This window comes from Corynebacterium sp. MSK041, from assembly GCF_030232265.1.
Classification (GTDB): Bacteria; Actinomycetota; Actinomycetes; order Mycobacteriales; family Mycobacteriaceae; genus Corynebacterium.
The window spans coordinates 97513-120139 of sequence record NZ_JASPJK010000006.1; the positions used below are offsets into that span (position 1 = coordinate 97513).

The 22627-nt window shown below is 58.7% G+C and carries 19 protein-coding genes; 5 read left to right on the forward strand and 14 right to left on the reverse strand.

Annotated elements, in window-relative coordinates:
- The 5 genes from ruvX to aspS all read right to left on the reverse strand — a co-directional run bounded on the left by ruvX (position 1) and on the right by aspS (position 7912).
- The gene (gene ruvX / locus QP968_RS06700; RefSeq protein WP_284855638.1) at positions 1-531 is read right to left on the reverse strand and encodes a Holliday junction resolvase RuvX; all 531 of its coding nucleotides are present in this window, start codon (positions 529-531) and stop codon (positions 1-3) included.
- A gap of 153 nt (positions 532-684) precedes the next feature.
- Positions 685-3354 (reverse strand): alanine--tRNA ligase, encoded by a 2670-nt coding sequence (gene alaS / locus QP968_RS06705; RefSeq protein ID WP_284855640.1) that lies wholly within the window; start codon positions 3352-3354, stop codon positions 685-687.
- Between the two features lie 100 nt (positions 3355-3454).
- The gene (locus tag QP968_RS06710; RefSeq protein WP_284855641.1) at positions 3455-4825 is read right to left on the reverse strand and encodes a replication-associated recombination protein A; all 1371 of its coding nucleotides are present in this window, start codon (positions 4823-4825) and stop codon (positions 3455-3457) included.
- Positions 4822-6078: a phosphotransferase family protein gene (locus tag QP968_RS06715; protein WP_284855642.1), complete on the reverse strand. Its 1257-nt coding sequence runs from the start codon at positions 6076-6078 to the stop codon at positions 4822-4824. The genes QP968_RS06710 and QP968_RS06715 overlap by 4 nt, the downstream gene beginning before the upstream one ends.
- A 40-nt stretch (positions 6079-6118) precedes the next feature.
- Positions 6119-7912, reverse strand: coding sequence for an aspartate--tRNA ligase (aspS, locus tag QP968_RS06720; protein WP_284855663.1), 1794 nt, complete (start codon positions 7910-7912; stop codon positions 6119-6121).
- Between the two features lie 141 nt (positions 7913-8053).
- Between aspS and ypfJ the strand changes: the two genes are divergently transcribed.
- On the forward strand, positions 8054-8950 hold the full coding sequence (gene ypfJ, locus QP968_RS06725) for a KPN_02809 family neutral zinc metallopeptidase (protein ID WP_284855643.1): 897 nt from the start codon (positions 8054-8056) through the stop codon (positions 8948-8950).
- An 18-nt stretch (positions 8951-8968) separates the two neighbouring features.
- The gene (locus tag QP968_RS06730; protein ID WP_284855644.1) at positions 8969-9691 is read left to right on the forward strand and encodes a CBS domain-containing protein; all 723 of its coding nucleotides are present in this window, start codon (positions 8969-8971) and stop codon (positions 9689-9691) included.
- A gap of 8 nt (positions 9692-9699) precedes the next feature.
- Here QP968_RS06730 and QP968_RS06735 read toward each other — a convergent pair whose 3' ends face one another.
- Genes QP968_RS06735 through QP968_RS06760 form a run of 6 tightly spaced genes read right to left on the reverse strand, consistent with a single transcriptional unit; the run spans position 9700 to position 16036 of the window.
- Positions 9700-10356: a MusI family membrane protein gene (locus QP968_RS06735; protein WP_284855645.1), complete on the reverse strand. Its 657-nt coding sequence runs from the start codon at positions 10354-10356 to the stop codon at positions 9700-9702.
- A gap of 15 nt (positions 10357-10371) precedes the next feature.
- Positions 10372-11283, reverse strand: coding sequence for a carbohydrate ABC transporter permease (locus QP968_RS06740; protein WP_284855646.1), 912 nt, complete (start codon positions 11281-11283; stop codon positions 10372-10374).
- A 3-nt stretch (positions 11284-11286) separates the two neighbouring features.
- Positions 11287-12132: a carbohydrate ABC transporter permease gene (locus tag QP968_RS06745; RefSeq protein ID WP_284855647.1), complete on the reverse strand. Its 846-nt coding sequence runs from the start codon at positions 12130-12132 to the stop codon at positions 11287-11289.
- 30 nt (positions 12133-12162) lie between these two features.
- Entirely contained in the window at positions 12163-13506 is a 1344-nt protein-coding gene (locus QP968_RS06750; protein WP_284855648.1) for an ABC transporter substrate-binding protein, read from the reverse strand.
- Between the two features lie 53 nt (positions 13507-13559).
- The gene (locus QP968_RS06755; protein WP_284855649.1) at positions 13560-14885 is read right to left on the reverse strand and encodes a DUF4032 domain-containing protein; all 1326 of its coding nucleotides are present in this window, start codon (positions 14883-14885) and stop codon (positions 13560-13562) included.
- 32 nt (positions 14886-14917) lie between these two features.
- A complete protein-coding gene (locus tag QP968_RS06760) occupies positions 14918-16036 on the reverse strand; it encodes an ABC transporter ATP-binding protein (protein WP_284855650.1) in 1119 nt (372 codons plus the stop codon).
- Positions 16037-16180: 144 nt separating this feature from the next.
- Here QP968_RS06760 and QP968_RS06765 point away from each other — a divergent pair, with 144 nt between their 5' ends.
- Positions 16181-17617: an L-serine ammonia-lyase gene (locus tag QP968_RS06765; RefSeq protein WP_284855652.1), complete on the forward strand. Its 1437-nt coding sequence runs from the start codon at positions 16181-16183 to the stop codon at positions 17615-17617.
- Positions 17618-17939: 322 nt separating this feature from the next.
- Here the strand turns inward: QP968_RS06765 and hisS are convergent, their stop codons facing one another.
- From hisS to tpx, 3 genes are read right to left on the reverse strand one after another with little or no spacing between them, the layout of a single operon-like run.
- Entirely contained in the window at positions 17940-19223 is a 1284-nt protein-coding gene (hisS, locus tag QP968_RS06770) for a histidine--tRNA ligase (RefSeq protein WP_284855653.1), read from the reverse strand.
- A 10-nt stretch (positions 19224-19233) separates the two neighbouring features.
- Positions 19234-19890 carry an MBL fold metallo-hydrolase gene (locus QP968_RS06775; RefSeq protein ID WP_284855654.1) on the reverse strand — a complete coding sequence of 219 codons (657 nt, stop codon included), beginning with the start codon at positions 19888-19890 and terminating at the stop codon, positions 19234-19236.
- Positions 19891-20391 (reverse strand): thiol peroxidase, encoded by a 501-nt coding sequence (gene tpx / locus QP968_RS06780; RefSeq protein ID WP_284855655.1) that lies wholly within the window; start codon positions 20389-20391, stop codon positions 19891-19893.
- A gap of 151 nt (positions 20392-20542) precedes the next feature.
- On the opposite strand from tpx, the gene QP968_RS06785 reads away from it, so the two are divergent.
- Together QP968_RS06785 and QP968_RS06790 are read left to right on the forward strand one after the other, a co-directional pair.
- Positions 20543-21415: a peptidylprolyl isomerase gene (locus QP968_RS06785; protein ID WP_284855657.1), complete on the forward strand. Its 873-nt coding sequence runs from the start codon at positions 20543-20545 to the stop codon at positions 21413-21415.
- Between the two features lie 242 nt (positions 21416-21657).
- Positions 21658-22023 (forward strand): hypothetical protein, encoded by a 366-nt coding sequence (locus tag QP968_RS06790; RefSeq protein WP_284855658.1) that lies wholly within the window; start codon positions 21658-21660, stop codon positions 22021-22023.
- Positions 22024-22627: the final 604 nt, after the last annotated feature.

Sequence of the window (22627 nt, forward strand, 5' to 3'; positions counted from 1 at the left end):
TTATTCAACTGAACAGGGGTCAGCGGTCGTTGGGTGCTGGTCCTGCTGCGTGGCTAGCGCGTTGGCGCGGCCATCAAGCCAGGATTGCAGAATGGCCACCGCAGCTGCTTGGTCAATCACCGCGCGGCCTGCCTTCTCCGATACACCGGAGGAACGCAAGGCATGGGTTGCAGCGACCGTGGTCAAACGTTCATCTGCGTAGCGCACTGGAACATCACTGCGGCGGGAGATACGGAACCCGATCTCCTTGGCATGCTTCACACTCGCAGAGCCGTTGCCCTTGAGGTCCCGCGGAAGCCCCACGACAACCTCAACGGCCTCATACTCCTCAATGATCTCCAGCAGCCGCTCAATATCCTCACCATCACGGTCTTTGAAACCGGTCACGCGAGGCACAGTTTCCACGGGCGTGGCTAGAAGCCCATCGCGGTCAGAGGAAGCCACGCCGATACGCACGGTGCCCACATCAATGCCGATGCGGCGACCAACCCCGGGATCATCAACCCCAGGCGTATCAGGATGTACCTTCATTTACTCGCGTGAACCTCAACTGTGTGTCGGATGTGTGGCACCTGCGCGTGTGCCTTCACCCACGGTAGTTGGTGAAGGCACTGTCACAGACCCGTTGTAGGGCGTGTCACGTAATCATTTCGTGACCTTGGAAGCACTCTAGCTTAAAACCGGTTAGAGCCGGCTGAGCTCCTCGCGCACAGCGTTGAAACCGGCATCAATGCCAGCAGCATCCGACCCGGAACCCTGTGCCAGGTCCGGCTTGCCGCCGCCCTTGCCGCCGATGTAGCCACCGAAAAGACCAACGTAAGCACCGGACTTGATGCCCTTATCCACGGCCGCCGGGGTTGCTGCCACTGCGAACGGGACCTTGCCGCCGTTGTCGGAAGCCAGGACGATGACAGCTGCGGTCTCACCGAAGCGGCCACGCAGATCCTGCGCCATGGTGCGCAAGTCCCCGCCGCCAACACCATCCGGAAGCTTGACACCCAAGAACTTCACGTCACCGATGGTCTCCGCGTTGTTAATCAACTCACCGGTCTGGTTGGCCAGCTGCTGCTTGTGCAGGTTCTCAATTTCCTTCTCAGCAGCACGCAGGCGCTCAGTCAGTGCAGCAATGCGCTCCGGCAGCTGATCGGACGGGGCCTTCATCTCCCCTGCCAATGCGTTGGCAATGGCGGCTTCCTTGGAAAAGTAGGAGAAGGAATCCATGCCCGAGTACGCCTCAATACGGCGCGCACCGGAGCCAACGGAGGATTCACCCAGCACTGCCACCGGACCGATCTGGGAAGAGTGCTCCACGTGAGTACCACCACACAGTTCGATGGAGAACGGACCACCGATTTCCACCACGCGCACCTGGTCACCGTAGTTCTCGCCGAACAGTGCCAACGCGCCCATCTCCTTAGCCTGTGCCAAAGAGGTTTCAAAGGTATTCACGGCAAAGTCCGCGTCCACTGCCTGGTTGGCAATGAGGGAGATCTCCTCCAACTGCGCCGGGCTGAGCTGCTCGGTGTAGTTGAAGTCAAAGCGCAGGTAGCCCGGCTTGTTCATGGAACCAGCCTGGACAGCTGTGGGGCCCAGCACCTGACGCAGAGCAGCGTGGATCAGGTGGGTAGCGGTGTGCGCTTGGCGTGCGCCGTGGCGCCACTTCGGATCTACCTCCGTACGCACAACCTGCCCCACATCCAAGCCACCGTTTTCCACGGTTGCCTTGTGCACCCAGAGCTTCTTATTACCCACCTTCTGCACGTCGTGGACCGTCAGAATGGTGTCACCGATGACAATGCGGCCACGGTCAGCCAGCTGTCCGCCGCCCTCGGCGTACATCGGGGTGACATCCAGAATGACCTCAACCTCATCGCCCTGGGCAACCTCGCCGACCTTCTCGCCGCCACGGACGAGGCCAAGGACCTTCGACTCGTGCTCGAGTTCTTCAAAGCCAACGAACTCGGTCGGGTGCGCATCAACCCACTCGCGGTAGAGGGACTCGTCGATGTTGCCGGTCTTCTTCGCCTTGCTATCGGCCTTCGCGCGGTTACGCTGCTCCTCCATCGCGGCATGGAAGGCATCCATGTCCACGTCCAGACCAGCCTCAGCTGCCATCTCCAGGGTGAGGTCGATGGGGAAACCATAGGTGTCGTGCAGCTCAAAGGCCTGCTCGCCGGACAGAACCGCAGCACCGGATTCTTTCACGTGTGCAGCTGCTTCGTCGAAGCGGTGGGTGCCGGACTCCAGGGTTTTCAGGAAGGTCTTCTCTTCCGCCACGGCCACGCGCAGGATGCGCTCGCGGTTGTCCGCAATCTCCGGGAAGGAAGGAGTCATAGTGTCCATGATCGTGTTTATGAACTGCTCAATGGTGTGGCTCTGTGCACCCAGCAGACGCGCGGAACGAATGATGCGACGCAGCAGGCGGCGCAGGATGTAACCACGGCCCTCGTTGGACGGGGTCACACCATCAAGAATGATCATCATCGCGGTACGGGAGTGGTCAGCGATGACACGGAAGCGGACGTCCGATTCCTGGTTCGCACCGTACTTCGTTCCGGTGAGTTTCTCCGCGGTGGCGATCACCGGGGCGAGCAAGTCAGTCTCGTAGACGTTGTCCACGCCCTGCAGGATGCAAGCCAGGCGCTCAATGCCCAAGCCGGTATCAATGTTCTTGTTCGGCAGCTCGCCGAGAATATCAAAGCCACCCTTCTTATCGCCTTCACCGCGGATGGACTCCATGAACACGAGGTTCCAAATCTCCATGTAGCGGTTGTCATCAGCGATCGGGCCGCCCTCTTTACCGTGCTCAGGGCCACGGTCGTAGTAAATCTCGGAGCACGGACCACACGGGCCCGGCACACCCATGGACCAGAAGTTGTCCTCCATGCCCAGGCGCTGAATACGCTCAGCCGGCACACCGATCTTCTTCTCCCAGATCTCCGCTGCCTCATCGTCCTCAGTGAACACAGTCACCCACAGGCGCTCCGGATCAAGTGCGAAGCCACCCTTGTCCAAGGGCTTCGTCAGCAGCTCCCACGCCAACGTGATAGCGCCTTCCTTGAAGTACTGGCCGAAGGAGAAGTTACCGGCCATCTGGAAGAAGGTGTTGTGGCGGGTGGTAATACCCACTTCCTCAATATCCAGGGTGCGCACGCACTTCTGGATGGAGGTTGCGGTTCCGCTTTCAAAAGGCGGATTCTGCTGGCCCAGGAAGTACGGCTTGAAGGGCACCATACCGGCGTTCACAAACAGCAACGTCGGGTCGTCCAGAATCAACGATGCGCTGGGGACGGGCACGTGGCCCGCATCGACGAAGTGCTGTGTGAACCGGTCGCGGATCTCATGAGTTTGCACGAAAGAATCCTTACAAGATGCAATGAACGTTAAAACGTTGGCTAGGGCAAAACTTAACGCGCATCACCTTACCCGCTTTGCCCGTAATGCTTGTGCGCGCCTACTGCCCAGCCCCATCACCCCGCACCATTCGGCGCAGGCGTTCGGCGTATTCACTGATGCGCTTTTCGGCGCCGTGGCCACTGGGCGTGTAGTAGCGGGCCTCATCCAAACCTTCGGGAATGTAGCGTTGCTGCACCACACCACGCGGATCATCGTGGGGGTAGATGTAGCCAACCGCGTTGCCCACGGCCTTCGCCCCCTCATAATGTCCATCGCGCAAGTGCGGTGGGACAGTGCCGGCATGTCCTTTACGGATATCCGCCAGCGCGGCATCAATCGCTGTGTACACGGAATTGGATTTCGGCGCGGTAGCAAGGTGAATGGTGGCTTGCGCCAGGGGTAGGCGTCCTTCCGGCATACCGATAAACTGCACGGCGTTCGCCGCTGCCGTGGCCACCTGCAGTGCCGTAGGATCAGCCATGCCGATGTCCTCCGACGCGTGGATGACCAAACGTCGGGCAATGAAGCGCGGGTCCTCCCCCGCCTCAATCATGCGGGCAAGGTAGTGCAACGCTGCGTCTACGTCAGAGCCGCGAATGGACTTGATGTAGGCAGAGATCACGTCATAGTGCTGGTCCCCATCGCGGTCATAGCGCACAACAGCACGGTCCACGCTGCGCTCAATCACCTCGGTGGTGATACGGCCATCCTCTGCGCCTTCGGCCGCAGCCTCCAAGTAAGTCAGCGCCCGGCGGGCATCGCCGCCGGCGAGGAGGACGAGTTGGTCCCGTGCCGCGTCGTCAAGCAACACTGCCCCTTTGAGCCCTCGCTCATCCGTGACTGCGCGCTCAAGCACTGTGGCAATGTCTGCGTCGGACAGCGATTCCAGGCGCAACAGCAACGAACGTGAGAGCAACGGCGCGACCACGCTAAACGACGGGTTCTCCGTCGTGGCCGCAACGAGCAGAACCGTGCGATTCTCCACCGCGGCGAGCAACGCATCCTGCTGAGTTTTAGAAAAGCGGTGGACCTCATCGATGAACAACACCGTGTGCTGGCCACGCACGAGATCACGGCGCGCAGCGTCCAAGACCTCACGGACCTGCTTGACGCCGGAGGACAATGCGGACAAGCCTACGAAATTCTGCCCCATTGCCTGCGCGATGAGCGAAGCAATCGTTGTCTTACCAGTTCCCGGCGGGCCGTACAGAATTACCGACGCATCGCCGGAACCTTCCACCAAACGGCGTAGCGGACGGCCCGGGCCTAGCAAATGCTGCTGGCCGACGAGCTCATCCAGATTGCGCGGCCGCATCCGCGCAGCCAAGGGCGCGGTGGCCCCAGCTTCAAAGAACGCGACACCACGCGGGGCGGATGATGTTGAGTCCGCCGCATCCGCCGGATCCGAGAAAAGCCCGCCTTGTGTCACACCAAACGCTCCGCAACTGACGTGGCAAAAGAGGCAATCTCTGCGTATGTGGGCTCCGTGCCCGTTGCGGCATAACGTGCCAGAGCATCGAAAGTGCCCGCGACATCACGGCGGATAGCTATCTCTTCCGGAGTGAAATCTTGGCGTGCAGAAGAACGCAGAATCCTCGCGCCCAGCTCAACATCCTCCTCGCGGATCTGCGGGTCGAACATGTCCGTGTGCTCCCCGGAGGGTGAGTCCACGTCCACTGCCCAGCCGCCCTTGCCGTAACGAGGACCGGACAACGTGTCATCGCCGTCCACGTAGAGGATGGACACGCTGAAAAACGCCCACCCAATGAGTGATGCGGTGATGCGTGCTTGCAGAGTGTCCTCGTTGTTCACCGAAGGCCACGCGCCGCCAACTTCAGCTGCCCAGGCCTCTACGAAAACCTTTGCCTCATCATCGCTCAGCGCCCGCGAAGAAATGTACTGCGGGAAACCAGCAATGACGCCAGCGACATCGAACATAACGTCACGGAAACCCGCCCACTCATAGTCCAGGAACTGCGTGCGGTCCGCGAAAAGAATATTGTCCGGCGACAGATCAAAAGGCGTGAATGCCCGTGACCCGCCGTGCAACATGCGTACCTGCACCGTATCCGCGATGGAAGCGACGTTCTCAGGCACATCAACACCGGCGCGACGCACAATCTCCAGGCCCTCAAGAATGCGATTTTCTAGCAGCCCTTCACGCATCAGCTGCACGTCACGCGCGCCGTCAATGTTCTTCACCATGCGCGCCAGCAGAATATTAAAGCTCGTTTCCGCTCCCGCTGTGCCCGCATGCATTTTGCCTAACGACGTCCCCAGGTTCCGCAACAACCTCACCCGCTGTTCCTCATCCGAGGTTTCCAGCAGCGTGGCCAACGTGTCGCCGTTACCGGAATCAGACAAAATGATCGCGCGCTTGTCCAGGTCATAGCCGAGCATGACCGGCCCTGGGCGGACCTCCTCACTCAGCGAGGTAGTGAACTGGTAGGCCACCACTTCACGCACAAAAGCAGCATCATCAATCGGATCACCCGTGCGTGGCGAGTACTTCACCACCACGGAGCGATGCGACAAAAACGGGTTATTAGCCACACGCAAACGCAACACAGTCGTGCTGCCGGTGCCGGAGAGTTCCTCCGGTTCCGTCAGTAGCTGCTGCCCGCCGTAGCGATGATTCAACATCCCCTCAGCAAGCTCAATGATCTGCTCGTGATTCAACATACGTTTGTGCCGCCAACCAGCATGATGCTGCTACGTGCTGTTAGGCCTGTTCTGCCTTCTTAGCTTCCGGCTTGAAGTCCACACCGGTCTCCTTGCGCTGCGCTGCCGGGATCGGGCCCGGAGCATCCGTCAGCGGATCAACACCCCCACCGGACTTGGGGAAGGCGATGACGTCACGGATGGACTCAAAACCACCGAGCAGGGAGACAATACGGTCCCAGCCGAAGGCGATACCGCCGTGAGGCGGTGCACCGAAGGAGAATGCGTCGAGCAGGAAGCCGAACTTCTCCTGCGCTTCTTCCTCGTTGATGCCCATGACATCAAACACGCGCTTCTGCACATCCTGGTTGTGGATACGGATAGAACCACCCCCGATCTCATTGCCGTTGCAGACAATGTCGTAGGCATAAGCAAGCGCTTCACCCGGTTCCTTGTCAAAGGTGTCCAGGTACTCCGGCTTCGGGGAGGTAAAAGCGTGGTGCACAGCAGTCCACTGGGAGTGCCCCAGTGCCACATCACCAGAAGCAGATGCATCAGCCGCCGACTCAAACAGTGGCGCATCGACGACCCAGGTAAATGCCCAGTCGCCTTCCTTGATCAGACCAAGCTTGTTAGCAATTTCACCGCGGGCAGCACCCAGCAGTGCACGGGACGCCCTCGTCTCACCAGCAGCGAAGAAGATGCAGTCCCCCGGCTTCGCGCCAACGTGCGCTGCGATACCAGCCTTCTCCTCATCCGTGATGTTCTTTGCCACTGGGCCAGCCAGCTCGCCGTCCTCCTGCACGAGGATGTAGGCCAAGCCCTTAGCGCCACGCTGCTTTGCCCACTCCTGCCATGCGTCCAGCTGACGGCGTGGCTGGGAAGCACCGCCTTCCATGACCACAGCGCCGACGTATTCGTTCTGGAAGACGCGGAAGGTGGTGTTCTTGAAGAACTCGGTGCAGTCCACCAACTCAATATCAAAGCGCAGATCCGGCTTGTCGGAGCCGTACTTCTCCATCGCTTCCTTGTAGGTCATGCGCGGAATCGGCGTAGTGATCTCGTAGCCGATGAGCTTCCACAGCTCCACCAAGATCTCTTCTGCCAGAGCGATGATGTCATCCTGGTCCACAAAACTGGCCTCAATATCCAGCTGGGTGAACTCCGGCTGACGGTCCGCACGGAAATCCTCATCGCGGTAGCAACGCGCGATCTGGAAGTAACGCTCCATGCCAGCCACCATGAGCAGCTGCTTGAACAGCTGCGGGGACTGTGGCAGTGCGTACCAAGAGCCCGGGCGCAGGCGTGCCGGCACCAGGAAGTCACGCGCACCTTCCGGAGTGGAACGCGTCAACGTCGGCGTTTCAATCTCCACAAAGTCGTGCTTAGCCAGCACATCACGGGCAGCCTTGTTTGCGGAGGAACGCAGGCGCAGAGCGTTGGCCTGGCGCTCGCGACGCAGATCGAGGTAACGGTAACGCAGACGGGTTTCCTCGCCTACCTCGTTGTTGGAGAAGTCCTCCACCTGGAACGGCAGTGGTGCTGCCGTGGACAGAACCTCAAGCTCGGTCGCGTTGACCTCAATCTCACCGGAAGCCAGGTTCGGGTTAGCAGAACCCTCCGGGCGTGGCTCCACAACACCGGTGACCTTCACGCAGTACTCACTGCGTAGATCATGCGCTGCTTCCGCCACGTCAGATTCACGGAAAACTACCTGGGCATAGCCAGAACGATCACGCAGATCGATGAAGATCACTCCGCCGTGGTCGCGGCGGCGGCCAACCCATCCGGTGAGAGTGACGGTTTGACCATCCATTTCTTTGCGGAGATCCCCCGCGAGGTGAGTGCGCAGCACGGTGCAGTCCACGTCCTTCCACGTGTTCTTAAATAATGTTTAACTCACGCGATTCTACCGAATGCCTATTTGAACATCAGACCACCTCCACATTCACAGCACTTCCCACGGAAGCACCTGAACATATGGCATGATTTGGCCATGACTTTCAAAAGTGGTGTGCGACCATCCGGCAGAGGCGTAAGCACGTCAGGCGGCTCGCGTAGAGGTGGCGGCAGTATGCCCGTCATGTTGGGTGGTGGCGGTCTGGGTACGCTGCTCCTCGTCGGCTTGTTTGTCCTCCTCGGTGGTGACATTGGCAGCCTCGATGGTGGCGCCCCCCAGCAGGAGCAGAACCAGGTGGCCCCTGAGGGCTTTGACCTCACGCAGTGTGAAGTTGATGGTGCCGTCAATGAAATCCCGGAATGCCGTGCGGCAGCCACCGCCGACTCCCTTAACGCTTTGTGGCCGGCCATCCTGGCTGAGCAAGCCGGTCTAGATTACGGCATGCCCAATTTGCGGATGTTCCAGAGCAATGTCCAAACCGGCTGTGGCTTTGCTTCCTCCGACACGGGGCCGTTCTACTGCCCGCGTGATCAAACGGTGTACCTGGACGTGACCTTTTACCATCAGCTGGAAAGGCTCGGCGGTAGTGATGGCTCGCTGTCGCAGATGTACGTGCTGGCTCACGAGTGGGGCCACCACATTCAAAACATCGAGGGCACGTTGGGTCTGAGCGATTACAACAACCCGGGCGAGGATTCCGCAGCGGTGGCAATTGAGCTGCAGGCTGACTGCTACGCCGGCATCTGGGCATCCCGCGCCGATAAGGGCGCGGACGCGATGCTTGAGCCAATCACTGAAGATCAGGTCATGCAGGCAGTCCAAACGGCACGTGCGATTGGTGATGACCATATTCAGGAGCGCTCTGGCCGCCAGGTCAACCCGGATGCCTGGACCCACGGTTCTTCTGAGCAGCGCCAGCAAGCTTTCCTCGCCGGCTATTCCTCTGGCCAAATGAAGGCATGCGACACCCTCAACCGTGGCGTCTACCAATAAGCACGAGGTGTGACACCGATGACAGAGGCCTATTCCAACCGGGCAGTTCCATTTCTCGCTGCGTTCAATGACATTGAGTCTTTTCTGCGCAGCGAGCTCAACGCAAAGAAGTCCGATAGCTTCAACTGGATGGTGTCCAAGGCTGAGAAGAACCATGTTCTTACTCCAGCCCAGGCGAATGATCTGAAAGAATTCGCCAGCCTCCGCAATGCGATCAGCCACGGCGAGTATCAAAATTTCCGCCCCATTGCTGAACCTTTGCCGGAAACGGTGGCGGAGATCGAGCACATCCGCGACCAGTTGCTCCACCCGCCAACGGCGATGGATGTGATTGGTCACCAGGATGTGATCACCTTTGGGCCAGAAGATGACGTGTACGAAGCGTTGAGCTCTATCCGCGACACCGGCATCTCTCAGTTCCCTATCTACGAGGGCAAGCAGTGCATTGGCGTGTTAACCACCAACACCATTGCCCGGTGGTTGGCCAATGAGCTGGGCGACACTGACACGCTCACTCACAGGGATATCCGTCACGTGCTCACGTTCAATGAACGTAAGGATCAAGCGGTGTTTCTTCCCCGTGATGCTTCAGCGGCCAAAGTCATCGCTGCCCTGACCTCACCGGCAGCGCATAACACCTTGCCACGCTTGGTGATCATTACGGAGCATGGCCACAACAACCAGCAGCCGCTTGGCGTGATCACACCATCGAATCTGGCCGCGCTTTTCGACGCGGTGTAGGGCCCCGCCTACTCCCCCAGTTCCTGCCCCAGCGGCAAAGCGAGAATCAGGCGTACGAGGAAGAGCGCTACCGCCGGGATGAGGAAGAACACCAGCGGGATAGACAGCGCCACGGGGAGTTTCACGGTGACAACAACCGCTGCCACAAGAACAGCTACCGCAGCCACGGTGTATCCGAGATACCGGAACGTGCACTGCACCGCCGTACCGGCAGTCTGCGCCAAAGCCTGATCCGATTCAATCTCCTTTGTTTCGGCATCGCTGCTCTGAAGCGATGCCAAGGCGAAGAACCACACACTAATCCCGGCGATGATGAAGGCGCCGGCGAGTGCTAACCCTTGGATGACAATGAGAGCGACTCCTGTCACTCCAGCTTGGAAAACCACGAATTGTTGGTACGCCAAAAGAGCAATCGCAGCAAGAAGGCCCAGCCAGTAGATGGTGGCGTTCTTCCACTCCACGGTGAGTTGGCGGATGAAGGCCAACCCGTAACGGGACCCCTTGCCTTGCACCATGTCCCCCACCACAACGTTGGCAGCACGCATTGCCGCCCCACCGGTGATGACGGGCAGTGAGGCGACCATCAACAACATGTTCACGATGACAATGTCGGCGAACAGGTTGAAGGCGGCCATGAACTTCGAGTCCGGGTGAAAGGCCTGCATGGTTAAACCGTTGGATTAGCCCTTCACGGCACCAGCAGCCACACCTTCGATGATGTGCTTCTGGGCAGCCACGTAGAAGATGATGATTGGCGTGATGGCAAGCACCAGCATGGCCATCATCGCACCCAGATCACGGTCACCCTGGGAGCCGATGAACTGCTGGATGACAACGGGGATGGTGCGGTACGGCGTGGACAAACCAATGACCAAGTACGGCAGCAGGTAGTCATTCCAGATCCACATGGCGTTCAAAATAGCCACGGTGATCGCCGTTGGCTTCAACATCGGCATGACCACGCGGAAGAACGTGGACAGCGGCGAGCAGCCGTCGATAACCGCTGCTTCCTCGATTTCCAGCGGGATGGATTTGATGAAGCCGGAGAACATGAACACCGACAGACCTGCGCCGAAGCCCAGGTACAGAACCACCATGCCCAGCGGGTTGGCCAAGCCCAGACGGTCAGCGATGACCACTGTGGGGAACATGACCATCTGGAATGGAATGACCATGGAGAACACGAAGGTGTAGTACAAAGCATTCGTCCACCACGTCTTCACACGGGTGATGTAGTACGCGGTCATGGCGGAGAAGAACACGATGACAACAACCGAGCTGATCGTGATCACAAACGACCACACGATAGCCCAGCCAAAACCTTCACCTTGAACACCGGTGATGTAATTGGTCAGCCCCGCCCACAGCTCACCGACGGGTAGAGCAAAAGGATTCGTCGAAATGGCAAAACGATCCTTAAACGAGTTGAGCAGGATGAAGAAGATCGGGCCCAAAAACACGACGGTGAGGAAGATCAGCACCGCGTAGATCAGCCCCTTGGCGCCACTGGACACCGTTGATTCATCCGCAACAGCGTTCTTGGTCGGCTCAGCTGCTTTCGCACTGTTGGGGGTAGAGATACTGGTTGTCATGATTTAAGCCTCCACTTCGCGGCTGCGCGTCGCGCGGAGCTGGAACATCGCGATGGCAACAACGACCACGACGAAAATGACCGCCTTGGCCTGGCCGACGCCTTCAGCGCCCACTCGGTTGAACATGGTTTTGACGATGTTGAGGGCGACCATCTCTGTCGACCCACCAGGTGCGCCATCGGTGAGCGCCAAGTTTTGGTCATAGACCTTGAACGTGTTGGACAAGGTGAGGAAGAGGCAGATCGTGATAGACGGCATCATGAGCGGAATAGTCACGTGCCACAGCTGCTGCCACTTGGACACACCATCAATCTCCGCGGCCTCAATGAGCTCCGGCGGAACGTTTTGCAGTCCGGCGATGTAAATGATCATCATGTAGCCGATCAACTGCCAGTTCATCAGAATGATCAGACCGGCATAGCCAAAGCGCCAGTCCGCAGAGATCGTTGTCTCATAATTGGCCAGCACCGCGTTGATCATGGACTGCCAGGTGTAGCCCAGCACGATGCCACCAATTAGGTTGGGCATGAAAAACACGGTGCGGAAGAAGTTGGTGCCGCGCAGTTTGCGGGTCAACGTCCACGCCACAGCAAAGGCGATGACGTTGACAGTGATGATGGACACCACCGCCACGGCCACCGTGAACAACAGCGCGGAGACGAAGCCTTCGCGCTCGCTGAACACCCGCGCGTAGTTGTCTAGGCCAACCCAGGTGGCATCCGTAATCGTGGTAAAGCTAGTGAAAGAAAGAGCTGTGCCCACGAGGAACGGAACAAAGAACGCGATGGCAAACGCGATCAGAGTTGGCAGCACAAAAATGGGAAAGAATTTTTTCAATGTGTCTTGCATGATGTGACCTCTCGCTTAGTCCCGTTGTGCCTAATCCAGCAGTGCAATCTGGTTAGCCATCTCATACTTCCAATCCGTTTGAAGCCTGCTCACCACATCCTCCCACGGCATTCTGCCGTTGGCGTACTGGGCGAGGTTCTGGCCAAACAGGTCACGGAACTGCTGGTTTGGGGAGAACTGGAAGTCCCACGGCAGAGCCTCCACGGAGTCGCTGCTAAGCGCTTCCTGGACTTGACGCGCCAGCGGATCATCCGGCACATCCTCCTCGTTGTAATTCTTGAACGGCGCGATGAAGCCCAAGTCGTTGACCACGATCTCCTTGCCACGATCAGACAGGAAGAGCCACGCGAGGAAGTCGCGGGTCGCTTGCTGGTCTTCCTCACTCGCCTTGGCATTCACGCTGAAGAAGTTTTCCGTACCCACGTTGATGCCTACGTTTTCCTCATTGGGCAGCCCCATGTACATGGGCATGAACTTGATCTTGTCCTCCTTGACCACGTTGCCACCCTCGCTGGAGATTTGGCTCCACGCCCAGTTACCGTTCTGCACCATCGCCGCCTTGCCGGTGGCGAATTCCGCCATGGAATCAGACACAGCACGAGCTGATGCAAGACTCGGCTTCACCGTGGAGTTCTGCAGGTAAAGGTCAAACAGATTCCGGTAGTTATCGCCGTAGAGGAACTCCATTTCCTCCATATCCGCGAATTCCTGGATGTCGCGGTCAACGATCTCGTAGTGAATCGGGCCGTTCATCAAGTGGTTTGTCCACCGCCACTCCTCACCCGCGCCGAGTGAGGTTGCGGCAAACGCGCCGTTGATACCCAGCTCCTCCTTGTATGCCTGCATGTCCTCCGCGAGGACCTTCAGGTCGTTGAAGGACTTCACACCATCCATGGAGGTGATCTTCGCGCCCGGAAGGGCGAAGTAGGCGTCTAGGATTTCCTCGTTGTAGAGAATGCCAAAGCCCTCCATAGCAAAGGGCACGCCCACAACCTTGCCCTGCGGATCCTTGATCGGCTGCGCATCCTCCTGCAGAGCCTCCGTGATCTCAAAATCAGACATATCGGCGAGGTAGTTCTTCCACACGCCGTAGCCTTCCTGCCCATTGATCTGGAACAGGGTTGGCGCATTGGACTTAGCCATCTCCGCCTTGAGTGTCTGCATGTAGGAACCAGAAGCGGCGGTAACCACCTTCACCGGAACACCGGTTTCCTCGGTGTACTCCTGAGCAATGAGCTCAAACGTTTTCGCTTGCTCAGGCTTGAAATTCAGGTAGTACACGCTCGGGCCATTGTTCTGCCCACATGCGGAAAGACATAACGTACTCAACCCGATCGTGGCTAAAACAGCCACTGTGCGCGTGGAGTGTTTCATCGCATGAACCTCGCTCTTCGTAGGAATTCTTCTCATGTTTCTGTTCTTCATTTTTAAGAACTATCGGGCGCTAACCCGTCTGGGTCGTCTGGACTATCTGGATCATCCGGTATATCCGAATCATCAGGGCTCAACGCACTATAAATCCGAGCCTCATCGGGACGTTCCGGCAAAATAGTGCGGAAGTAAGACTTGGCGGCTTCCTCCAAAGGGACGTAGCGCTGTTCGTTTTCGGAGATGAACCAGCGGTGGTCCAAGATCTCGTGGAAGACCTGCGCGGGTTCTAGCTTGGTGCGCAACGGTGCTGGGGTGAGCGCCACCACTGGCTCATACCTGTTCACCAGCCAGTCCAGTGCCACGTCTTCCAAAGACAGCGTGTCGCCGTGGTGTAACGCACGGTAGACCTCCATCTCACTGAGCAGGCGCTGCGCTTGGCGGTCCTGTACATCAAGGCCTGTGAGCTTTTTCAGCTTGCGGCTGTGGAAGCCAGTGGAAAACACCGATGGCTCGATGCTCACCCGGTACACATCAACGGTGTTGCCGTCAGCGTCCCGCCGCGTCTGCTCATGGGTGATTTCTGTTTCCCCGATATCAAAACCAAGGGAGTTGATCTTTTCAATGTGCTCGGCGATCTGGCTGAACGCATCGCCTTCCACCACGAGCTCTTTTGTCATGAGCTCCCACAGCTCGTGGTAGATCGCATCCACCGCGTTGCCCAGGGCAATCACGTCAACTGTGTCGGCGATGAACCCACCTGCTTGAAGGTCCATCAGTTCGCCGATGATGTTGACGCGGGCCACCTCGACGTCGTAAAGCCTGCGCCCTTCAGACAATGGGGAATGGAACTCCCCTGTCTCCGCATCCACGAGGTACGCCGAAAACTCGTCCGCATCCCGGCGGAAAAGCGTGTTGGACAAGGACACATCGCCCCAATAGAAGTTGAGCAGATGCAGCCGCACCAACAACATGGCCAGTGCGCGAATGAGTTTGTTCACCGTGCCCGGCGCGAGCGATCGACTGAACACATCACGGTAAGGCAAGGAGAACTCAAGGTGCTCGGTGACCAGGCACGGCGTGAGCTCTTCAGCGCGGGAATCGTTCGTGCGCTGCGCGATCACAGCAACTGGTTTCACACACGGAATATCCAAGTCTCGCAGCTTTTTCAACGTACGGTACTCGTGGTACGCCACCGATTCGCCGATCTCCTTGATGGCTAAAGCCATGCCATCGATGGAGACCAAGCGGACGGTGTGACGTGAAATACCCCGCGGGTAGGCGGCGAGGAGCTCATCAGGCCAGTCCGCGAGCGGGATTGCCCAGGGCAGGCCTAACAGCACTTTGGCGTAGGCCGGCGACTGGACGCTCATTCTCTCGGACACGGCAGTTCTTTCGTGGCGTTCGGACCCGGCTACTAAATACGTTTGCCGGTTGACTTGGAAAAGGCGTGCAGGCCACCTTCATTGATGGTCACGTGGATGATGTCACCCTTGCTGAAACCAGACATCGGTGCAACGCGCACCACAATCTGGCCGGCCGCAGCATCATCCGTGCCCTCCTCACGCCACTGCCCGCCTACCAGGCTGCCGTAGACATAAGAATCAGAGCCAAGCTCTTCAGTGAAGTCCACCTGCACTGGCACGGTGTGCTGCGTACTGGAATCCACCACGGTGAGTGCCTCTGGGCGGAAGCCGAGGATGATCTGGTTGTTGTCCTCTGGGGTCATTGCCGCAAGGTGCTCTTCTGCCAGTGGAATCGATGCCTCACCCAGGGTGGCCAGGTTGCCCTCCACGTTGAAGGTGGACAGGTTCATCGCCGGGGAGCCAATGAAGCCTGCCACAAAGACATTTTCCGGCTCTTCATACAGCTCACGTGGGGTGCCCACCTGCTGCAGCACACCAAAGTTCAGCACAGCAATGCGGTCACCCATCGTCAGCGCCTCCGTCTGATCGTGCGTGACATAGATCGTGGTCACACCCATGCGGCGCTGCAGGCTGGCAATCTGCGTACGCGTTTGCACACGCAGCTTCGCATCCAGGTTGGAAAGAGGCTCATCCATGAGGAAGACCTGTGGCTCACGCACAATGGCACGGCCCATGGCCACGCGCTGACGCTGACCACCAGACAGTGCCTTTGGCTTGCGGTCCAGGTACTGCGTCAGATCCAGCGTCTTCGCCGCGTCCTCGACGCGACGGTTGATCTCATCCTTGTCCATTCCGGCGATCTTCAGAGCAAAGCCCATGTTCTCGCGCACGGTCATGTGCGGGTACAAAGCGTAGTTCTGGAAGACCATCGCAATATCGCGGTCCTTGGGGGATACATCCGTGACATCACGCTCCCCGATGAAAATGCGGCCCTCATTCGTCTCCTCCAAGCCCGCGAGCATGCGCAGTGCGGTGGATTTGCCGGAGCCCGACGGCCCAACGAGGACAAGGAACTCACCGTCAGCGATATCAAGCTCAAGCTTATCGACGCTCGCTGTCGTCGCCTTTGGATAAATCCTCGTCGCCTTGTCGTAGGTCACTGTAGCCATGTGTATCTCCTCTAGTGGGTGGCACAAACCTGTCCGTAATGTGCGGTTCAAACCTATGTCCCAGACTAACACCGAAAGGCTTGTGGCCGGTGTGCCCCTAGTGGGTCGATCATGCTCATGTGAATCCGCGCTACCCTCGTTGGCATGGCATCGCATCGTGTTAGTGTCATTGACCTTTTCAGCATTGGCATCGGCCCGTCGTCTTCACACACCGTGGGCCCAATGCGAGCAAGCGCCGCCTTCGTGGAAAAGCTCGGCCAACTTCCGGCAGAAGTCCATGTTGAGCTGCGTGGTTCCCTCGCCGCAACCGGCGTGGGCCACGGCACTGACCGCGCTGTTCTGCTGGGGCTTGTCGGCTATACCCCACTGACCACTGATCAGACCGTGGAACCCGTGCCCGGCGACCCCATCCCTGCCAAGGGCACCATCAGCGGCCCGGACGGCACCATCGACTACGAGCTCACCTTCAACCCCAAGCCTGTTGCAGAGCACCCCAACTGCCTCATCTTCGATGCATGGGATGCACGAGGCACCCGCCTGGCCAGCCGAACTGAGTACTACTCCGTCGGCGGCGGTTTCATCATGGACCGCGCCGCCATGCAGGAAGCAGCTGGTGAAGGCGCTAGCTCCGGCATTGCCGCCGCGACTGCGGTTGCGGAGGCAGAAGAGAAACAAACTCACTCGCAGCCCGATGAGCTCCATGCTTTCAATTCCTCCGCGGATCTACTCGACGTGTGCGACCGCACAGGCCTCACTATCGCCGAGGTCATCGCCCACAATGAGACCATCACCCACGGAGAAACCGAATACACCGCCCACTTGGATGGCGTGTGGTCTGCCATGCAGGAGTGCGTGAAAAACGGCATCTCCACCGAAGGCACCCTGCCAGGTGGATTGAACGTCCGACGCCGCGCACCCCGCATGTACGCACTCCTGACCAGTGAGCAAAAACGCCACAACTCCGAAGGCCTTGACGCTATGGAGTGGGTCAACCTCTACGCTTTGGCCGTCAATGAGGAAAACGCTGCCCACGGCCGCGTTGTCACCGCCCCCACTAATGGTGCTGCCGGCATCATCCCCTCCGTCATGCACTACTGCCGCGATTTCACCGCTGACTTCTCCCCTGCCCGTGCCCGCGAGTTCCTCCTCACCGCCGGCGCTATTGGCGCCATCATCAAAACCAACGCATCCATCTCCGGTGCGGAGGTCGGCTGCCAGGGTGAAGTCGGCTCCGCCTCAGCCATGGCCGCCGCCGGCATGTGCGCCATCCTCGGTGGCAACCCAGCTCAGGTAGAAAACGCCGCTGAGATCGCCCTGGAGCACAATCTTGGCCTTACCTGCGATCCCGTCGGCGGCCTTGTCCAAGTCCCCTGCATCGAACGCAATGCCATCGGCGCTGTCAAAAGCATCAACGCGGCGCGCCTAGCCAAATGGGGCGACGGCACCAACATCGTCACGCTTGACGACGCAATCGAGACCATGGCCACCACCGGCCGCGACATGAAGACCAAATACAAGGAAACTTCCCTCGGCGGTCTTGCGGTACAGCTGGGATTCCCGGTGAGTATCACCGAGTGCTAAACCAATCCGGTTTCCTACATCCACTACCTAAGCGATAATTTTCTACGGGTCAAACCCCTTGACCCGTAGTTTTCTAGGGGTTACCCCGACCCCCTCTGCCCCTTCCCCTTTGAGGGACAGAGCACTCGCCCCCGCGTACCTCGGTGTAAAATTTTACATTGCTCCGGTAACTATCAAATAGTAGAAATTTTCTACCTGTGGATTCATCCGAGCCACTTTTTCGCGATGTAAAACTTTACACAGCCCAGCGAAGGAAAGCGGCCAAGGACAATCCTCGCCACCCTTCCTTCCCTAACTTCCTTCCTTTAAGGGGCGCTGCCCCTTAAAGGAAGATCGCGTCGATGATCGCCCCGGCATCCAGTGCGACGGTCTTCTGGGAGTGGTCCTCGAGGTTCTTCAAGGTGACTTCGCCGGCTTCGAGCTCGCGGTCACCGAGGACGAGTGCGGTGTGTGCACCGGAGCGGTCCGCACCCTTCATCGCACCCTTGAGGCCACGGCCACCGTAGGCCATGTCGGCGGAGATGCCGTTGGCGCGGAGTTCGTCGATAAGCAAGGCCATCTTCTTGGTGGCTTCTGCGCCGATGGCGACACCGTAGACCTGCACACGCTGATCCACGCCGTCGAGCGTGACACCTTCAGCTTCGAGCGCGAGGATCGAACGGTCAACGCCGAGACCGAAGCCGATACCGGACAGATCCTGGCCGCCGATCTGAGCCATGAGACCGTCGTAGCGGCCACCGCCGCCGATGCCGGATTGGGCTCCGAGACCGTCGTGGACAAATTCGAAGCAGGTCTTGGTGTAGTAATCCAGGCCACGCACCATGCGCGGGTTGATCACGTACTTAATGCCCAGTTCATCGAGGGAACCGGTGACGGTTTCGAAGTGCTCACGACAATCGTCGTCGAGGTGATCGAGCATGAGTGGCGCATCGGCGGTCATCTCCTGGACCTCCGGGCGCTTGTCATCCAGCACGCGCAGCGGGTTGATCTGCGCGCGGTGGCGGGTCTCCTCATCCAGGGGCAGGTCAAGCAGGAAGTCTTGCAGCTTCTGACGGTAGGCGGGGCGGCAGTTGCGGTCGCCCAAGCTGGTCAGCTCCAGGCGGAAGCCTGTCAGGCCGATGGCGCGGTAGCAGCGGTCGGCCAGTGCGATAACCTCGACATCCAGAAGCGGATCGTCCACGCCGATCGCCTCAACACCGACCTGCTGGAGCTGGCGGTAACGGCCAGCCTGCGGGCGCTCGTAGCGGAAGAACGGGCCGTAGTAGTTGAGCTTGACCGGCAGCTGGCCACGGTCCAAGTTATGTTCGATGACCGCACGCATGACACCGGCAGTACCCTCCGGGCGCAGGGTTACCGAGCGGTCACCACGGTCGGCGAAGGTGTACATCTCCTTCGACACCACATCGGTGGACTCACCCACACCGCGAGCGAACAGCGTTGTGTCCTCAAACACCGGCAGCTCAATGTGCTGGTAGCCGGCCAGATGTGCTTGCTTCACAAACTCCGAACGCACCGCATGGAACGTCGCTGAAGCCGGGGGCACATAATCCGGCACGCCTTTCGGCGCGGAGAGGGGCTGAAACTTTTCGCTCTTTTCGGTGGTCACGTTGGCGATCTTAGCGCCCCTGCCCCGCCGCCTTGAGATATGGGTTGGTCGCGCGCTCCCGCGCCACGGTGGTCATGGGGCCATGTCCGGGCAAGACAGTCAGTTTGTCGTCCAAGTCCCACACAGGCCCAGCTAGCGTGCCGTCCATGGCTGCGGGGTCCGACAACGGCAGATCAGTACGCCCGATCGAACCAGCAAACAGTACGTCACCGGCAAACACCACGTCCTCATCTTCCGCGATGAACAGCACGCAGCCCGGCGAATGCCCCGGCGCATGCACCGTGCGGAAGCCAAGACCAGCAAATTCCATGCTTCCGATCTCAACGTGGCGGAGATCCTCCGGCTGCTTCATCGCATCAACCTCAAAGATCTGTCCAAAGTTCCCCGGTGCACCCCACTTAGGGTCCAGCATCACTTCATCGTTCGGGTGGATGTACACCGGCACACCGAACTCCGCGCAATCTCGCGTGTGGTCAATGTGCCCATGCGTGAGCACCACGGCCACAAGATCAGCGCCCGCCTTATCGACGACCTCCCGCACCGGCCCCGCCATATCCTTACCCGGATCAATGACAAAGGCTTCCGGCCGGCCATTGGCACCAGGCTTGCCTACAACGACGTAGGTATTGGTCTGGAAGGGGCCGCCGGCGAGTCCCTGGATCTGCATTTAGCTCTCCAGTGCCTTCTTCGCTGCCTCGTAGTCCGGCTCATTGGCGATCTCCGGAACGAGCTCGGTGTGCACAATCTTGTGGTCTGCATCGGTCACAACAACGGAACGCGCCAGCAGACCCTTGATCGGGGAGCCCTGCAAGATCACCCCGTAGTCCTCACCAAAGGTGGAACGGAAAGCAGATGCACTGACGACATTCTCAATACCTTCAGCTGCACAGAAGCGCTGCTGCGCGAAGGGCAGATCCTTAGACACGCACAGCACAACAGTGTCCTCGAAGTTGGCTGCGAGTTCATTGAAAGCGCGGACAGACTGAGCGCACACACCGGTGTCCAGGGACGGGAAGATGTTGAGCACAATCTTCTTACCTGCGAAGTCCTTGTCCGTCAGCGTGCCCATGTCACCGCCAACGAGCTCGAAAGCTGGCAGAGCCTCCCCTACTGCGGGCAGCTCACCAGAGGTTGTAGTCGGTTCATTTTTAAAAGTTACGGTAGCCATGCCTCCCTAGCGTAGAGATTCCTCGCAACCGGTGCAGGCGCCCGCGCAGATTCACCACCTTTATGCTGATACTGTTTATCTGCATCAGGCCCGGCCAACTCGACCGTGGCCACACATGAACCGAACAATCCACAAGTGGAGGTCCGTCAAAGTGACGAACAACGCCCAGCGCGGCAAAGACGCACTGAAAGAACTTGACCGCGAGCTCAAGGCCCGCGACCGCAAGGAGAAGAGCAAGCCGTGGTCTATCGCCGCACTTGCCGTCCTGGTGCTGGCACTCGTCGGTGGCGGCATCTACTTCGCTGCAACGTGGGATTCGGATGAGGAGATCACTGCTGAGGAATCCAGCGAGCAGTCCACTGATCCGTCCGAGGACATCACTCCCGTAGCCCTGTCCAAGAAGCGCTCCACCCCGCTGGCAGAGACGGTCACCTGCACCTACACCAAGGATGACCGCGACGAGTTCTTCAAGGGCCTGCCCAAGCACGAGAACGTCTCCACCACCGGCACCGTCGATGTTGAGTTTGATACCTCCGCCGGCCCGATTGGACTCACCCTGGATCGTTCTGTCTCCCCCTGCACGGTGAATGCCATTGAGTACTTGGTGCAGGAGAAGTACTACGACGACACCATCTGCCACCGCCTGACATCCGGCGGTATCAACGTCCTTCAGTGCGGTGACCCTTCCGGCACTGGCGCTGGCGGCCCTGGCTTCCAGTTCGCCGACGAGTACCCGGTTGATGATGACGCAGAGAACACCAACGCGTCCGTTATCTACGAGCGCGGCACCGTCGCCATGGCCAACTCTGGCCCGGACACCAACGGCTCCCAGTTCTTCCTCAACTACGGTGAATCCCCGCTGGCACCCGCCTACACCTACTTCGGCACCATTAGCGAGGAAGGCCTGGCCACCCTGGACAAGATCGCTGAAGCTGGTATCGCCGAGGACGGCCAGTCCCCAATAGGTAGCGGCGATGGCGCCCCGAAGGAAGAAGTGAAGATCAAGAAGGCAACGATCGCCTAGTCCCTTCACCCCCCACATCCCCGACACCGCCATGTGAGTTCCCTCACACGTGGCGGTGTTCTTTATGTGACCCTCTCAGGATAAACACTAGAAACCCACTAATAACCCCAAATAAATAAGCACGATTTAAGAATCCTGTGCAATCCCTGGCACACAGCTTTTTCTAGGCCTTGCAACACCTCGTTACCACTTGTAGAGTAGCCAACGTCATCAATGAATTGCAGTCACTGAAAGGGCTACGCATGAAGATCCGTAAGAGCCTCCTCGCCGCAGCAACCGCTGCTGTCGTTTCCGTCTCCGGCGTTGTTGCCGCACCGGCATTCGCTGAGGAGAACGCCGGTACCAACCAGACCGCCGGCACCAACCAGCCCGGCGGGGACACCCCATCTAAGGACGAGAACAAGGGCAGCGGCCAGGGAAGCAGCAACAAGGACGAGAGCGAAAACGAGAACGAGAAGTCCTCTGCTTCTGACTTCATGAAGGAGCTTTTCTACAACGAAAAGGGTCAGCTCGATCCGAAGCTCATCACCGCTTGGATCGCCGTCTTCACCGCTATCCTGGGTCTGATCGCTAACGTGATCACCTTCGCTCAGAAGAACTTCAAGTAAGACTGATGTTGAGCGTCTAGCTCTACACAAGGTTCATAGAATCCGTCTTGGCTACATGCCGGGGCGGATTTTTTGATGCCCGAATCCGTGACGCCTTTGGGTTAAGGGGGGTGGCGAGGGTTATCCTTGGTCGCTCTCTTTCGCTGCGTGTGTGCAGACGGTTACATTGCGAAAAATCGGCTCGGATGAAATCCCTGGTAGATAATTTCTATTTTTTGATAGTTACCAGCGCAATGTAACTATCTACACAGATGTACGCGGGGGCGAGCGCTCAGGACCCAAGCGAGGCCAAGCGGGACACGGAAGCAGCACGCGTTGTCGCTTGCAAGGGCGTTTCCAGGCGGCAACCGCTAAACGCGTTTCCGTCCGACCTGTCGCCGGCGGGCAAATCACATCTGTAACACCTAAGTTTGCCAAATAGGCTGAAAACGGGCGTTTTAGGCTCAAAAATTGGCAGTTTGGCAAACTTAGGTGTTTCAGTAGTTGCAGTTGGTACGCAATATGCCGTCGGGGTGGAATTTGAGATTAGTGTTGCGACCGGCTATTTGGTAGCAGTGTCGTGACTATCCGGTAGCGCTTCAGTGAGCATCCGGTAGCGGCTCAA